Source organism: Pseudomonas uvaldensis (genome assembly GCF_021271205.1).
GTDB lineage: Bacteria > Pseudomonadota > Gammaproteobacteria > Pseudomonadales > Pseudomonadaceae > Aquipseudomonas > Aquipseudomonas uvaldensis.
Map to the genome: position 1 here is coordinate 47,612 of NZ_JAIWKS010000017.1, position 14,918 is coordinate 62,529.

Annotated in this window: 7 protein-coding genes and 1 pseudogene; 2 read left to right on the forward strand and 6 right to left on the reverse strand. The window is 61.3% G+C overall.

The window, feature by feature from the left end; all coding sequences use genetic code 11:
• Window positions 1-17: 17 nt before the first annotated feature.
• From LCU97_RS25650 to LCU97_RS25665, 4 genes are all read right to left on the reverse strand, one after another.
• A complete protein-coding gene (locus tag LCU97_RS25650; protein WP_232778087.1) occupies window positions 18-3,566 on the reverse strand; it encodes a non-ribosomal peptide synthetase in 3,549 nt (1,182 codons plus the stop codon).
• Between the two features lie 10 nt (window positions 3,567-3,576).
• Complete coding sequence (locus tag LCU97_RS25655; protein ID WP_053151994.1) at window positions 3,577-4,509, reverse strand: diiron oxygenase; 933 nt, start codon at window positions 4,507-4,509, stop codon at window positions 3,577-3,579.
• Window positions 4,506-5,282, reverse strand: coding sequence for a DUF3050 domain-containing protein (locus tag LCU97_RS25660; protein WP_053151992.1), 777 nt, complete (start codon window positions 5,280-5,282; stop codon window positions 4,506-4,508). The genes LCU97_RS25655 and LCU97_RS25660 overlap by 4 nt, the downstream gene beginning before the upstream one ends.
• A 669-nt stretch (window positions 5,283-5,951) precedes the next feature.
• Window positions 5,952-6,641, reverse strand: a complete 690-nt coding sequence (locus LCU97_RS25665; RefSeq protein WP_053151990.1) for a GntR family transcriptional regulator — start codon at window positions 6,639-6,641, stop codon at window positions 5,952-5,954.
• 270 nt (window positions 6,642-6,911) lie between these two features.
• Between LCU97_RS25665 and lapG the strand changes: the two genes are divergently transcribed.
• Window positions 6,912-7,532 carry a cysteine protease LapG gene (gene lapG, locus LCU97_RS25670; protein WP_371259583.1) on the forward strand — a complete coding sequence of 207 codons (621 nt, stop codon included), beginning with the start codon at window positions 6,912-6,914 and terminating at the stop codon, window positions 7,530-7,532.
• Between the two features lie 14 nt (window positions 7,533-7,546).
• The gene (lapD, locus tag LCU97_RS25675; RefSeq protein ID WP_232778088.1) at window positions 7,547-9,493 is read left to right on the forward strand and encodes a cyclic di-GMP receptor LapD; all 1,947 of its coding nucleotides are present in this window, start codon (window positions 7,547-7,549) and stop codon (window positions 9,491-9,493) included.
• Window positions 9,494-9,645: 152 nt separating this feature from the next.
• Here the strand turns inward: lapD and LCU97_RS25680 are convergent, their stop codons facing one another.
• Window positions 9,646-9,984: a hypothetical protein gene (locus LCU97_RS25680; RefSeq protein WP_053151984.1), complete on the reverse strand. Its 339-nt coding sequence runs from the start codon at window positions 9,982-9,984 to the stop codon at window positions 9,646-9,648.
• Between the two features lie 121 nt (window positions 9,985-10,105).
• Window positions 10,106-14,918, reverse strand: a pseudogene (locus LCU97_RS25685) (LapA family giant adhesin); the annotation flags it as partial.

Consider the following 14,918-nt stretch of genomic DNA (forward strand, 5'->3'; position numbering starts at 1 on the left):
TTTTTGGATGGGGTGTTTCAGATGAAATCGATGGCCTTGAGGTAATCGGCGCCGCGTCGCAGCAGGGCCGGTGATTTTTCCGGGTAGCGGGCGCCCATCTGCCGTATCCCGGTCCGGGCGTTGTCGTGGCGGATCATCGAAATGTCGCCGATGTCCTCCTCGAATCCGTTGAGGTAGAAACCCAGCACGCCGAACAGCGCATTGTCGGGATCGACCCGGCCCAGCTGCCGCTGCCAGTCCGCCACGCTCACCAGCGAGAACTCCCGGCCGCTGTCGCGAAACGACGCCACGTAAGCGTCCCAGCTCAAAGGCTCGGGGTTGTGCAGGTTGAATACCGCCTGGTTCGGTTGGTAGCGGCTGGCATGAAAGGCGATGAAACGAGCCAGGAAATCCACGGGCATCAGGTCGAAATTGAGTGACAGGGCTGGCACCTGGCCCAGTTGGATCGAGCCCTTGAGCATCAGCATCAGGCGGTTTTTGTGGGGCTGGCAGACCCCCGTCAGGCTGTTGAAACTGATGTTGCCGGGGCGAAACAGATTGACCCGCACGCCCCGATCCCGGGCCCGTTGCAGGATCCGTTCACCGACCCATTTGGACAGGTTGTAGCCATTCTTGATGTAGATGGGCGGTGTCGGTGCAGCGGGTTGCTCCAGCACCTGACCGTCGTCGCCCAACGCGCTGGAGGCCGACAGGGTGGAGACGAAGTTGAAGATCTTCTTGCTGCGCCCTTCGCACAGACGCAGGCATTCGAAGATCGGCTCCACGTTGTCCCGCGCCAGCGACTCGTAATCGAGGACGTGATTGACGTGGGCGGCGTTGTGCACCAGCGCGCCGAAGGTGCGGTCGATGCGAGTGTAGACGTCGTCCGGCAGGCCCAACTGCGGCAGGGTGATGTCAGCGGCGTAGACGCTGACCCGGCTCAGGTCCAGATGAGCCAGGCGATTGTCCTGCAGGGCCTGGGAGAAGCGTTGTGCCGCGCTTTGCCCGGCGGACTCACGCACCAGGCAGGCGACTTCGGTGGCGCCCCAGGCCAGCAAGGCCTCGACGATGTGCACGCCGAGAAAACTGTTGGCCCCCGTCACCACCACCTTGTGCACATCACCGATCTGACTGATGGGCAGCGGATCGATGTTGAGTTCGGCTTCGGCATCGATGAAAGCCTGTGGGCTGAGTACCGATACATCCGTTGTTTCGGGACCGTCGAGTAATTTCGCCAGGGTGACCAGCGTGGGCGCTTCGATGAAGCGATTGATCGACAGGCTGCGACCGAAAGCCTGGTGGATGTTCAGCAGCATCTGCGACAGCAGGATCGAATGCCCGCCCAGGTTGAAGAAGCTTTCATCGATGGCGATGTCTTCGGCGGGCAGCTCCAGCAGCTCGGCCCACAGCTGCTGCAACTGTGCTTGCAGCTGGTTTTGTGGCTGCCGGTGCTGACTATCGGACTGGACCTGCACCGACAGGGCGAGCAAGGCCCGGCGGTCGACCTTGCCGTTGCTGGTGTAGGGCAGGTTGGGTAGCTCGATGTAGGCACCAGGATGCATGTAGCCGGGCAGCATCCGTTGCACATGCTCGCGCAAGGCCTGGAGTGCGGCACCGGGTCGGTCTTCCTGCGGATGGACGAGGAACGCGAGGATCCGTCGACGTTCATCCACACCGACCGCGACCTGACGGAACAACTGGCTTTCCCGCAGGCAATGCTCGATTTCCTCCGGTTCGACCCGAAAGCCGCGGATCTTCACCTGGTTGTCGCGACGGCCGCACAGTTCGATACCGTGCTCGGTCCACTGGCCGATATCACCGGTGCGATAAACCCGTAGCGTGCGCTCGCCGGGCAGCGACAGGTCGAGATAGCGGCTGGCGGTCAGCGTCGAGTCATTCAGATAGCCCAGACCGACACCAGGCCCGGCGATATAGAGTTCGCCCGGTGTACCTTCTGGGACCGGTTGCAGGTGTTCATCCAGGATCAGCACCCGACCGTTGGCAATGGGTACCCCCAGGTTGCGGTTGTTGTCGCCACCGGTGAATTGTCGCGTGGTGGCAAGCACGGTGGTTTCCGTCGGGCCGTAAATGTTGTGAAACCGGCACTGTGGCGCCAGGCGCTCAATCACGAACGGCTCGCAGACATCCCCGCCGGTGATCAGGTGCGTCAGGCCCAGCGGCTCCTCCAGGGGCATCACGCTCAGCAGCGCGGGCGGCAGGAAGGCATGGGTGACTTGTCGTGAGCGGATCAGCTCGACCAGTTGTCGCGGATCGCGACGTTGGTCTTCGCCGGGCACCACCAGCAGCGCTCCCTGGATGAAAGTCGGCAGGATATCCAGCAGCGATGCGTCGAAGTTGATGGTGGAGAACTGCAACGCCCGGCTGTTGCGCTGCAACCCGACATGGTCGCCGTACCAGGCGCAGAAATGGCTAAGGTTACGATGACTGAGCAGCACACCCTTGGGTTGACCGGTGGTGCCCGAGGTATAGATCGCCACCGCCGGATCGTCGATGTCCACCCTGCGGCGGATCAGTGAGGCGGGGACATCCGGCCTGGCGGAGGGCAGCCGATGCACGTTCAGGGTGGGCACCGGGAGATCACCCAGGTCGGTGCTGCCGTCGTGCAGCAGCAGGTCGGCCCTGGCGTTCTCCAAGATGAAGCGTCGACGTTGCGCCGGGTGTTGCGGGTCCAGTGGCAGGTACACGGCGCCACAGCCCAGCACCGCCAGAATAGCCGCGTACAACTGCGCCGATTTTGGCAGGCACAGCGCAATCACCGTTTGAGGGCTAGGCTGATGAAGAGAGGGCTGGTGGGAGCGAGGCTTGTGGGAGCAAGGCTTGCCGGCGATGAACGATGGCTCGGTCTGGTTGGGTACCGCTGTGTCAGTATCGCGGGCAAGCCTTGCTCCCACAGGCCTTGCGTCAACAGAGGCATGCGCCAACAGTTCCAGCATGGCGTGCTGCAACTTCAGCGCTTCGCTGCGCAAGGTTTTGTAGTCGGTCAGCTTGCCGTCGGCCCACAGCGCCGGTGACATGGGGTCATCGAGCATGCGTTGTTCGATGTCGTGCATCACCGGTACTTCGGCGGCGGCCAACAGCCACGGCACGGAGGCTCGATTGAGCCGGTGTTCGAAAGCCAGTGGCTCCAGTGCGTCGAGCCCATGTAAAGGCTGATCGACAACGTCGACATGGGGCGCCGGCCAGTGATCGAAGCAGGTAGCATCCCGGGATAGCTGACTGACCAGCCGAGCAGCGGTTTCGACCACTGTTGCCAGTGTATTCAGCCGCAAGGATTGACCGTTACCAAAGTTTTGCATGGCAACGGTTTCCTGGCATAGCAGGCGCTGGGCCCCGTCGTGGAACACCACGACGGGTTGCGGCAGCGCCTCGCCGGGCACCGTGCGCAATGCCACACGCACTTGAAGACAGGATCGGGCTTCAATGGCGCACTGCACCGTGCCGTCATCGATCAACAGGTCGACAGGTGATTGAGCATCCACGATCCCGTGACCGTGCATTTCAAGTTCTCGGGCCAATTCGGCCATGGCCTGGCTTGTGCCAGGCACTGCAATTTCGAGGCGTCTCATCGGGGGCTCCTCATGGGATCAGGTAATCGGCCAGCGCATCACGCACGCAGGGGGAGGCGAGCATCGAACTGCTGCGGAAAAATCGAGTGATGTTGCCCACCAGCGGGTGATAGCGATTGATGGGATAGGCCAGCGCGCTGGCTTCTTCGCGCAGCGACTGGCGCACCGATTCGTCGACGGGCAAGTGGGCGATCAGCTCGAAATCGAAGGCCTGCTGCAGGTCGCTCGCCAGGTACTGGGCGATGAAACCGGGCATCAGGCGCGCAATCGTCTCGCGGTCTTCTTCGCTAGCGGTGCGCCAGTACATCTGCACCAGACGCGTCCAGAACCCCGAGTGCCGACCCTCGTCCAGCAAGTGATCGGCCATCAACCCTTTGATCGACGCCTTGACCGAGTCGTCCCGGGCGAAGGCGGCTACTTCGTTGGTCACGGTGTTCTCGGCAATGGCGATGCAGATCAATTCGACGGCGCTGAGCAAGTGCTCCGGCGCCTGGGCCAGTGTCGCGGGGATGGCCCGGCTGAGTTCGATCTGTGTCGGCAATGGGATCGGTGCGATGCCGGTCATGTCGATGGTCTGCTGCATGAAATCCATTGCCACCAGCGCGTGATAATCCTCGTCCACCACCACGGTCATCGCGTCGTAGCGACAGGCGAACGGGAACTCGATGCCGAAGCGATTCTTGGCGATGCGCCGGGCGGTGTGGTCCACCAGTTCGGTCTCGAAGATCACCACGTCGTTGATGAACTTGTAGAGGCTCTGCACCAGCGCAAAGTCGCGCAGTTGTGGGCAGTGGCTGAGAAAGGTCTGGCTGTGCACCAGTGGTTGGCGACTCATCGGGAAAATCAGCTTGTCGTCGTTTTCGACACGGCGCCGTGGGCGGGTGCGGATCGTGGCGCGGCTTTCCCAGGTGTCGGCGAAAGATTGGTATTGGATGGCGTTCATGGCATCACCTGCGCGACCGGCTGGCTCATGCTTTCGCGCAGGCCGTCCCATAGGGCCGCGCGGCTGTGCACGGCGGCGAGCGCGGCGGATAACACCTCCATCTCGCGTTGCGGGTCGCCATCGATCAGCCGGGCCAGCAGTTTTTCCGCCGCCGGGCCGTGATCTTCGGAATCCACTTCGATGTGCCGTTGCAGGTAGTAACGGAACGTCGGCGCCTGGTCCAGGCCGATGCCCCAGGCATCCAACATGCGCTGAAACATCTGCGGGATGACGCTCTCGCGGCCGTGCACGAACGCAGCCGCCACGCTGTGGGCCGGGGCGTGCAGGGCGGTGTGCAGAGTCTGGCGAACGAACCGCGCCGCCGCCGGTTCGACTTCGACGCTGTCCAGTGCTGTGTCAGGGCTGACACCTTCCTGCTGCAGGGTGATGAATTGTTCAATCGCTCGGGTATCCGCACCGACCTCGCGCATGGCGTCCAGGTACAGTTCGAAGTGACTGCAGTACCCCGCACCCGGACGATCGTCCGATTCTTCTCCCAGGACGATCTCGTTGATCAGGCGAGCCGCATGCGGATCGGCCGGCGGCAGCCAGGGCAGATGGACGCAGGTCAATTCCCGCTGCAACCGTTTGGTCAGCGACATGAAGTCCCACACGGCAAACACATGGCTTTCCATAAAACGGCGCAACAGATCAATTGACGTTATTTCAGAAAAAACCGGATGTTGCCCAAGTTCACGCTTTTTCAGAAAAAGTTGTTCTTTGGTTGGCTGCATTGGAACGTCCTCATCAATGATGTTTGACCAGTAGGCGGCTCGATATTTAATCAAGGCGAGCGGGGGCCTGAACCGGAATCCATGAATAGCTAAAGTGTTTGCTTTACCAGCTGTGCCGGGCCTTGGGGCCTTTGTTTATCGGTGTTTGGTAAAAAAATCGATCGTCGATAAAAGCTCGACAGCGAAAAACTAATACACGTAATAAGTAGGTCGCAAGAACTTTTTTTATTATTTTTAGTTGTGGTTTTATTGGGTGCGAAGAGGGATATTAAAACTTTATTTATAAGTTTTATTGGGGCGAAGTTGCTCCTTCCGATGGAGGGCCATCAGAATCGAAAGTTCGAGTGAATGCCTCACTCGGAGCACTTCAGGGAACAGGAAATAAGGAAGTTTGTGTATTAAGGGAGGGATATCGGTCGGACACTCGATCATCCCGCCGGTTGGGCGACGCTCCTTGCGTGGTGGCTTCGATTCGCCTGGCTGACGGCCGGACGCTGACTTCTTCAGGTCTGTTTCTTGAATCGACAAACGCAAGAGTGAGCCCAAATCGACGGCAGTGCCATTAGGCCGACACGACGATGCGTCGCGTCCACGGCCAAGCCCGCCGTAGAGGCGGGAAGGCCGGTAGGAAGGATGTGTAAGAAAGTGATACGCGGGTCGATAGGCGGGTCAGCCTGGAGACTGCTCCAGGTACCGGCGAATGGTCACACAGGCTTTTTCCAGATGGCGCTCCAGCAGCGCCACTGCCTGATCGATATCTCTGGATGCCGCCGCTTCGAGCAGCGCGCGATGATCATCCTGGGTCAGCTTGCCCAGTCCCATGGAAGACAGGTGAAAGCGCAGGAAGCGCTCTTCTTCACTGAGTTCGCGCTCGATCAGGTCCAGCAGCTTGCTGTTGGGCGCCTTGTGGTAAAGCGACATGTGAAACAGCCGGTTGAGCCTGCCGATTTCACTGTGATCGGTCTGCGTTTCCAACTGATCGATATACCGGGCGGCCTGAGCCAGGTCATCGTCATCCAGCAGCGGAATCGACAGGCGCAGGGCGAATGCTTCCAGGACCGCGCGCAACGCATATGTTTCGATGGCGTTATTGGTGATCAACGGGGCGACCACGGCACCTTTGTGCTGGACCACGTTGAGCAGCGATTGGGCTTCGAGCTGACGCAACGCTTCTCGCACTGGCATACGGCTCACACCGAACAGGTCGGCCAGCTCCTGCTGGCGCAAGGCAGTGCCGCGAGGCAGGCGCCCGTCGAGGATGGCCTCGCGCAGGGAGGCTTCGATGATCGACCGTGCCTGAGCCGCAGGGACGGGTTTATTGACTTGGATAGTGCTTAACGGCTTGGGCTTCTGTGTCACGACAACGCACCTGACTGGTGTAACGAAATTGGATCCAAGCCAACACTAGTTACAGTTTGTCATGCCGTCAAAATCTCACGGCTCCGGTTCCTGAACTAAAGTTTAGCGTGTCCGCGGTGATTCCACCCTGCCATTGTTTTTTCCCGGGCCAGGCTTCACCATCCAACGATTTCCAACGGCCCTTTTCCGGACGTATTTCCCTTGGCTGCACCTTCCCCTGTCTGCAGGTCCTTGCGCTGGCTGTGTTCGGCATTGTTGCTGGCCGGCCTCATGCTGGGCGGCCTCAGGGCCGACTGGGACTTTGCCCAGATCAGCCGGCGGGCGCAGGCGTTGTACGGGCAGTTGGGCGAAGGGCAGCAGCGGATCGATGCCTGGCAGCAATTGCTGGCGACCCAGAAGCAGATTCCGGAACTGGAACAGCTCAAGGTGGTGAACCTGTTCTTCAACAAGCAGGTGCGCTACGTGGAAGACATCGACCTGTGGCGTGAAGTCGACTATTGGGAAACCCCGATCCAGGCCCTGTGGAAGGGCGCTGGCGACTGCGAGGACTACGCCATCGCCAAGTATTTCAGCCTGCGTCATCTCGGGGTGTCCAGTGACAAGCTGCGCATCACCTACGTCAAGGCGTTGCGGCAGAACCGTGCGCACATGGTGCTGACCTACTACGCCACCCCCGATGCAATGCCGTTGGTGCTCGACAGCCTGATCGACGGCATCCAGCCGGCCAGCCAGCGAACCGACCTGTTGCCGGTCTACTCTTTCAACGCCGAAGGGCTTTGGCTGCCGGGCACCAAGGGCAACAAGAAAGTGAGTGATACCAAGCGCCTGTCCCGGTGGCAGGATGTATTGAAGAAAATGCAGGCCGAAGGTTTTCCGGTCGAGACTAACTAGGAGCGCGCGCTCAGATGTCCCTGTTCAAACAGCTGTTGATCGCTATCTGTCTGTTCCTGGTGGTTGCCTTCAGCGGCAGCTTCATGGTCAGCCTGGAGAGCTCGCGGGCCCAGTACGTCAACCAGTTGCGCTCCCACGCCCAGGACGCGGCCACGGCGCTGGCGCTGTCGCTGACGCCGAACATCGATGACCCGGCGATGGTGGAGCTGATGGTCAGCTCGATTTTCGATAGCGGCTACTACGCCAGCATCCGCGTGGTCGATGTGGCCACCGACAAGACCCTCGTCGAGCGCACCGGCGTGCCGGATGCTGGCAGCGTGCCGCAATGGTTCGTCAAGCTCATTGGTCTGGAGCCGGCCGGTGGCGACGCGATTGTCAGTCGTGGCTGGGAGCAGGCGGCGCGGGTCGAAGTGGTCAGCCATCCGATGTTTGCTCTCGCCAAGCTCTGGCAGAGTGCGCTGGGCAGCCTGGGCTGGCTGTTGCTGTGTGGCGCCATCAGTGCAGTGCTGGGAGCCTTGCTGCTGCGACGTCAGCTCAAGCCGCTGGATTATATGGTGCACCAGTCCCACGCCATCGCCCGCCGCGAGTTCCTGAGCCTGCCGGAGCTGCCGCGTACCCCCGAACTGCGTCGCGTGGTACAGGCCATGAACCAGATGGTCGAGAAGCTCAAGGCGCTGTTCGAGGAGCAGGCCGAGCGCAGTGAAAAACTGCGGATCGAATCCTACCAGGACACGCTCACGGGCCTGGCCAACCGGCGCTACTTCGAAATGCAGCTCAATGCCCGAGTGAGCAGCTCCGAGCAGGCCAGTTCCGGTTATCTGTTGCTGCTGCGGGTCAGGGATCTGGCTGGCCTGAACCAGCGATTGGGCGGGCAGCGTACCGACCAACTGCTTAAAGCGGTGGGCGAGCAATTGCTGCGCGAAAGTGCCCGCTACCCTGAAACCCAGAATCTGGTGACGCGCATCCGCGGTGGCGAATTCGCTGTGCTGGCCCCGGGATTGGTACGTGAGGAAGCCGTGCAGTTGGCACAGAACCTCGAAGGCGCGCTGGCGAGTCTGCATGCCACGGGGGCGACCGACGTGGCGTCGGTGGCGTCCATCGGACTGGCGCCGTTTGTCCACGGCGACTCCCCACAAGCGGTGCTCCAGCTTGGCGACCAGGCGTTGGCTCAGGCCGAAAGCCAGGGCGAACCGGGTTGGGCTTGCCTGGAACACAGTGCATCGATCAGCGTCGGCGACGATCACCATGCCTGGCACACATGGCTGGACGTGGCGTTGAACAATCAACGGTTCGAGCTGTACTTCCAGCCGGTGGTGGCGGCCCAGGACACCCAGGTGGTCCTGCATTACAAAGTGCTTTCCCGGCTGTTGGACGAGCAGGGCCAGACCATACCCGCCGGGCGTTTCCTGCCCTGGCTGGAGCGTTTTGGCTGGACCGCGCGGTTGGACCGCCTGATGCTTGAGCAGGTGCTCAAACAGATGGTCGAGCACGAACACGCCCTGGCGTTGAACCTGTCCTCAGCCACCCTGGCCGACTCTCAGGCATTGAATAAAATTTTCGAGATTCTGCGCTCCCATTCCAACCTTGGGCCGCGCCTGACCCTGGAGATCGGCGAAGAGCAATTGCCGGAGCAAGCGGTACTGGAGCAGCTGACCCGACGCCTGCGCGAACTCGGTTTCTCTCTGAGCCTGCAACGTTTCGGCGGTCGATTCAGCATGATCGGCAACCTCTCGCGGTTGGGGCTGGCTTACCTGAAGATCGACGGCAGCTACATCCGCGCCATCGATCAGGAAAGCGATAAGCGCCTGTTCATCGAAGCCATCCAGCGCGCCGCCCACAGTATCGATCTGCCGCTGATTGCCGAGCGGGTAGAGACTGAGGGGGAGCTGGCGGTGATCCGCGAAATGGGCTTGTTCGGGGTGCAGGGGCAGTTGATTGGGGAGCCCGGCCGCTGGGTTTAAGGCCTGGTAGCGGTGTTGCCGGTCAGTCGATTATCGCGAGCAGGATCGCTCCCACATGGGATGGTGTTGTCGCAAATACTTTGTTCACACCGAACCAATGTGGGAGCGAGCCTGCTCGCGATGAGGCCAGCCCTGACGCAGATGAATCAGGCCTAGATCAACCCTTTCTCATCATCATCGATCAACCGGCTCAACCCACCCAATGCTTCCCGGGCCTGGCTGCGATCCATCAGCTTGGCCTGGGCCGCCGCTGGCAGATCGGTGACACGGATGACACCTTTGGCGGTCAGAACCTGGATCAGGTCGTCGAGCACCCGGATCATCTCCAGGTCGCTCTGCTTTAGCTGCTTGAGGCTGTTTTCTACCGCCTGGTTGGCGAACCAGTCCTGGATCTCGTGGTTGTCGGCCGGCAGGGTTTCGGTGGCCTCGGCATAAGCGTTGGCTTCAACGCGTACCAGCAGGCCTTGCGCATCGCGTTGCACATAGAACATCGGGCATCCCTCATGTATGAAGCGGCATCATGCTGGGCAGCATAGGCCAACTGTGGGGGAAGTATGAACACTTATCCCATGGCGAGGGAGCCAGCTCCCTCGCCATGGTTCGGTGACAGCGTCAGCTGTTGTTGTGATCGACCTTGATGGTCGGGTCGCTGCCGGCGATCAACGTGTTCAGATTGACGTTCGACCAGTTGTTGCCTTCGAGCTTGATCGTCACGTCCGGCGTGGCCGGTGCACCGTTGGCAGCATTGAACTGGCCGGTAGTGCTGACCTGCAACGACGACACACCGTCGACCGTGGTGATCTTCAGGAAGTGATCGATGGTGCTGCCGGTTTCACCCTGCAACAGATCCCGCAGGTCGATCCGGTCGCCATCGGCGGCCTTGAAGTCCTTGATCACGTCGGTGCCGGTATCGCCGGCTTTCCAGACAAACGTGTCGCCGCCCAGGCCACCGATCAAGGTGTCGTTGCCTTTGCCGCCGATCAGGATGTCGTTGCCGCTGCCACCGAGCAGGATGTCATTGCCCTTGCCACCGTCGAGCAAATCGTTACCGCCCTGGCCGAAGATAATGTCATTGCCGGCGCCGCCCAACAGCGTGTCGTTGCCATCGTGGGCACCGGACACGTCGAATGCGGTGTAGTGCTCGGTGATGTACTGGTGCACGTTGGCGGTGGTGACCTTGCTGACGTCGACGCCGCTTTGCTGGGCCACGAACGACTGGATGGCCTGATAACCCTCGCCAGCGATGCCGTTGAAGCTCACCAGGTCGCCGAACAGGATGTCGTTGCCGTCGGCGCCATTGACCGTGTCGGAGCCCGGGAGCGTCGCTTCGGTATGGCCAATGATGGAGTTGGCCAGGTCTTTGGGGTCGATGTTGGTCTGCGGCTTGCCATCGGAGTCGTACGGCTTGAGGTCGGTCAGGGTGACGTCCTTGTTCAAGCCGATCGCTTCCACGCCCGACACCGAGCTCAGCAGCGCGAAAGCGCTGAGAGAGTTGCTGGTGGTGGTCGAGTCGGTGCTGCTGCCGGTACCGTCGCGGTACGACAGTTCGTAGGTACCGTCCCCTTGGGCGCGCAACGTGCCCAGGGATTCCTCGCTCCAGTAGCCGCCCCAGGATTTTTTCCAGGTCAGCAACGAGACATTGCCGGACTCGTCGACTTGCACCCGGTGGGTGCTGTCCAGGTCGGCGCTGAACGTCTGGCCCAACTTGTAATTGGTCGTGGTGATCAGGCTGTCGAGCTTCACGCCGTTATAGAGGTCGGGGTTCGTCTGCTCGCCGGCCTGGTAGAACGTCGGCTGGCCATCGGTGATGAAGTACGTCAGGTTCTTCGCCCCGGTGTTGCTCGTGGCCTCGGTGCTCTTGAACCAGTTGGCCGTGGTCTTGAACACGTCTTCGTAGTTGGTACCGCCGCCGGACACCATGGAGTCCAGGACGTTCTTGAGCAGGGTCAGTGCATTCGGGTCCTTGAGGTTGACCGAAACGGTTTTGTTCACCTGGCGGTCGAAGTCCGCCAGGAAGATGTTCACCGTGCCCGAGTTGTTGCCCATGCTCTGCTTGAGGGTGTTGAACACCGATGTCAGCGAGTTCTTGGCGGCAGTCAGGGACGACTCGCTCATGCTGCCGGAGCTGTCGACCATGAAAGCGATGTTGTAGTTGACGCCCGGTACCACGGTCAGACCGCCGATGTCGGCGACAATCACGTCGTTGCCGTCGGTGCCCGTGAAATTGTCGCTGCCGGAGGTGGCGGTGGCCGCGTTGTAGACCGCCGGATGCACCGTTACCGGGATCTGCGCGGTGGTGACCGCCGATCCGCCAAGGGCTTCGGTGGAGGTCGACGTCACGGTCAGGTTGATCTGGCCGTTGAAGTAGGACGGAGGCGTCAGCTTGAGGCTGCCGAGGTTCCAGCCCGTGACCGAGGCTTCGCCATTGGCGCCCACGGTCGCGGTGTGGCCGGCGCCGTCGCTCAGCACACTGCCTTGCGGCATGCCGCCGATCTTCACGCTCAGGCTTTCGGAACCGTCGGTATCGGTCAGGGCGGTGGTGATCTTCGACAGATTCACGCTGCCACCTTCGGCGCCTTCGTTGAGCTTGAAGCCGTCGTAATAGCCTTCGCCATTGGTGCCGTGCAGATCGGAAACGGTCACACCGGCATTTACCAGGTCTGTTACGCCGGTGTACAGCGGTACGCCAGCGCTGTTCAGGTCGACGGGAGTGCTGCCGTTGACCGACAGGTTCACGTCATAGCTGCCTGGTCCGCTCTGGTTGTGGTGGTAGATGTCCAGGGTGTAATAGCCACTGGTGGTCGGCGTGAACGAGCCGTTCAGCTTACCGCCAGCGCCCCAGGTCGCTGATGCCACGTCCTTGCCGCCAATGGTGACCAGCAGGCTGTCATCGGCGGTCCCGCTGAAGGTATAGGTCTTGCCGGCTTCGAGGAAAATCAGGCCGGAGGTTTTCGAAGCCGTACCGACGTTGACGTTGCTGTCGGACTGCACGTTGGTCACGGTGGTGCTGCTGTTCGGCGTGCCAGCGGAATCGATCACCGACTTGAGCGTGCCGGACGGCGCGCCGCTGCCATCGGTGCCCAGCCCCGACAGATTGGTCCAGACTTCCTTGACCAGGCCGGTGGAGGTCACATTGTTGCCGGCCACGTTCAGCGTCGGCGCATCGGCCACTGGCGTGATGTCGATCTTCACGGTGCCGGTGTTGCCCAGCGTCTGGCCATCGGTTGGCTGGAACTGGATCTGCGCGTAGTCGGACTTCTGATCGCCCACGCCGCTCGGGTTGCCATTGGCACCGGATTCGTTGACGTCCGGCGTGAAGCGCAGTTTGCCGCCGTCGATGTCGGCCTTGGTGAAGGTCTGGTTGTTGGTCACGTCTTTCCAGGTCGTACCGTCCAGGTACTGCAGCTTGCCGTCGCTCGGCAGGCCGGTGATTTTCACACCCAGGTTTGCACTGGCGCTGTCCACGTCGCTGACGCCAAAGCTCGACCAGCCGAGGACCAGCGAAGTGTCTTCGGTGCCGGTCACCGAACCACCGGCAGCCACCGGCGCATCGTTGACGCCGACCACGTTTACGGTGGTGGTGGCGGTGTTGGAGTAGCTGGAGCCGTCGGTCACCGTCACGGTGATGATGCGTGGCACGGTGCTCGGATCATCGCTGTTGTTGATGAAGGTGATGTTCTTGATCTGCTGCATGTAGTCAGCCAGCGTCGCATTACCCGACAGTGTCAGGGTGACCGTGCCATTGGTGCTGTTGGCGTTGATGCTGATGCCATTGACGCTGTTGCCCAGGTTCAGCGCATCGCCGGGCTGACGGTTGGTCAGCACGATGGTGGCGCCGGTCAGCATGGTGCTGTCCGGGTCGGTGATTTTCAGGTCGGTGTCGGCGATCGACACACCAGGGCCAGGGGTGCCTTCGGTGAAGGTCACTTGGTAATCGGCGCCGGTCTTGCCGCTGGAGTTGTTGGCGTCCAGGTCGAGCACCGGGGCCGCGTCGTTGTCGATGATCGACGTGCTGACGCTGCCATTGGTGCCGCTGACGGCCAGGTGCTCGAAATTGCCGCCGGTGGCCGAGTCGATCTTGACCACAAAGTTTTCCGTACCTTCGGTGATCTTGTCGTCCAGCGTCGCCACGTTGAAGGTGGCGCTGGTGGCGTTGGCCGGGATCTTCACGGTATAGACGCCAGTGAAATCCGTGCCGTCGGCGGCAGTGCCACTGTAGACGATCTTGACTGTCACCTCGGTCTGCGCCGGGTTCGTCAGGTTGACGGTATAGGTAGCGGTCTGGCCTTCAGTGACCGATGTGCTGCCGCTGATGCTGACGGTGGTGCTGTCGACGGTATCGGTAACAGTGGTAACTGCTGGGGCAGTGCTTGGCACCAGGTGCTCGAAGTTGCCGCCCGTAGCATTCTGGATCGTCGCCTGGACACTGCCGGCGTCTTTGTAGACGTCGTCCTTCGGTGCGTCGACGGTGACGGTACCGATGGTTTTGCCGGCGTCGATGGTGATCACTGCGCCGTTGCTCAGGGTCACGGTCACTGGTGAACCGGCTGCATTGGTCAGGGTCGCGGTGTAGGTGATCTGACCGCCCTCGGCAACCGAACCGGTGGCGCTCAGGCTCAGGCCGGTGGTGTCCTGGGTATCGGTGACGGTGGTATCAGCCGTTTTGCCGTCAATGGCGAGATGCTCGTAATTACCGCCTTTCGCGTCGTCGATCTTGACGCTCAGGTTGTCGCCGCCCGCGAGGGCGTCGTTTGGCGCGGTGAAGTTCACGGTGCCGGAGCTTGCGCCCACCGGGATGGTGATGGTCTGGCCGTTCGACAGGGTGACTACCAATGGAGCGCCGGTAACCGGTGCGTCCACCGAAGCGGTGTAGACGACGGTGCCGCCTTCAGCGACGTTCGACGTAGCGGTCAGGCTCACGGTCGAGGTATCGACGGTGTCGGTGACATCGGTGACAGCCGGTGTGGTACTCGGCACCAGATGTTCGAAGTTACCGCCCGTGGCGTTGTCGATGGTGACTTCGACTTTGCCGGCGTCTTTGTAAACGTCGTCCTTTGGTGCGTCGACGGTGACGGTGCCGGTGGTTTTGCCGGCGTCGATGGTGATCACTGCACCGTTGCTCAGGGTCACGGTCACTGGTGAACCGGCTGCATTGGTCAGGGTCGCGGTGTAGGTGATCTGACCGCCTTCGGCAACCGAACCGGTGGCGCTCAGGCTCAGGCCGGTAGTGTCCGCCGAATCGGTGATCGTGGTGACCGCAGGCGTGGTGCTCGGCACCAGATTCTCGAAGTTGCCGCCGGTTGCGCCAGTGATCGTAGTGCTGACAGTGCTGCCGTTGTTGTAAACGTCGTTGGCTGGGGTGTCGACGTTAATGGAACCGGTGGTCTGGCCGGCAGCGATAGTGATGACCGAGCCATTGCTCAAA